The following is a 996-nucleotide window of genomic DNA, read 5'->3' as shown; positions in this document are numbered from 1 at the left end:
AGCCTTGGTACCTTCTCTCTTTTGGGATATCCTCAATTTACTCTTCTCATCACAGCCGAATTTTCAATATAATATAAATTATATATATTTGAACTTTTATTGTCAACGTAGTATTAATATATTTTCTAATCTGTAAATGCTTCTAAATAGAGGCATATCCGACAGAAAGTTAACCTTCCATATAATTCTGTAAAAATCGTGTCTTTGACAGTTGAATAAATAAAAAATCCTTGAAAGCCAAGATATAGGCTTTTTTTTTTGTCAATTTTTCAACATATGTATTGAGTACCATTGAGCCATATGCTATAATATAAGAGATTGGAGGGATTTTATGAGACTTAAAATATCACGTTCCAAGAATTCTGCTTCTCTTTATATAATTAAATCAACTTGGATTAATGGTATCCATTCTACAAAAATAGTTGAAAAATTGGGGACCTTTGCTGATTTACAGAAACAACTAAACGGTCAAGATCCCATTGAATGGGCAAACAAATATATTGAAGAACTTAATCAGAAAGAAAAAGAAGAAACACGAGAAGTGTTAGTCAAATACTCTCCTGCGAAACAAATTGCAAAGGACGAGCAGCGTTTTTTCAATGGCGGTTACCTATTCCTTCAGCAAATTTATCACTCTCTTGGCTTGCACAAAATTTGTAAGGTAGTTTCTGATAGGCATAAATTTTCCTTTAACCTGGATTCTATTCTTTCCAGGTTAGTATATGGAAGAATAATTTTCCCGTCTTCCAAACTTGCTACTTGTGAATTATCAAAAGACTTTTTGGAACAACCAGACTTTGAGCTCCAGCATGTTTACAGAGCTTTGGAGGTTATTTCAGATGAAACGGACTATATACAGTCGGAGTTATATAAGAACAGTCTCGGTATTTGTAGCCGCAACAAAGGAATTCTCTATTATGATTGTACAAACTACTTCTTTGAAATTGAGCAGGAAGAGGGTCTTAAACAGTATGGCGTATCAAAAGAGCACAGGCC

General features: G+C 33.5%; 1 protein-coding gene. It reads left to right on the top strand.

The window, feature by feature from the left end:
* Positions 1–331: 331 nt before the first annotated feature.
* Positions 332–996: IS1634 family transposase (locus tag ACECE_RS26900; protein WP_010246127.1), on the top strand; the 665-nt coding region annotated here is incomplete at its 3' end.

Origin of the sequence: Acetivibrio cellulolyticus CD2 (assembly GCF_000179595.2) — a bacterium.
Classification (GTDB): Bacteria; Bacillota; Clostridia; order Acetivibrionales; family Acetivibrionaceae; genus Acetivibrio; species Acetivibrio cellulolyticus.
This window is presented reverse-complemented; position numbering and strand designations above follow the sequence as displayed.